The sequence below is a fragment of the Microbacterium sp. GbtcB4 genome, from assembly GCF_019091465.1.
GTDB lineage: Bacteria > Actinomycetota > Actinomycetes > Actinomycetales > Microbacteriaceae > Microbacterium > Microbacterium paraoxydans.
In genome coordinates, this window is record NZ_JAGXJJ010000603.1 from 1 (window position 1) to 235 (window position 235).

The 235-nt window shown below is 71.9% G+C and carries 1 protein-coding gene; it reads left to right on the forward strand.

The annotated features are described in order from the left end of the window. The coding region (locus KVS71_RS18970) for an aldo/keto reductase (RefSeq protein ID WP_217585306.1) at nucleotides 1-235 on the forward strand (235 nt) is incomplete at both ends.

Sequence of the window (235 nt, forward strand, 5' to 3'; positions counted from 1 at the left end):
AGTCGTCGTCGCGACCAGTACCAGCCAGCACCCGGCCTTCCGCGGACTGTCCGCCGGCAACGTCCGTCGGGCGGCCGAAGCATCGCTCGCTCGCCTCGGAGTGGACGAGATCGACCTCTACTACGCGCACATCGACGACGAGCCGGTGCCGCTGGAGGAGACCGTCGGGGCGTTCGGCGCCCACGGCACGGGCGGGCACGTGCGGCACGGGGCGGTGTCGAACTACACGGCCGAC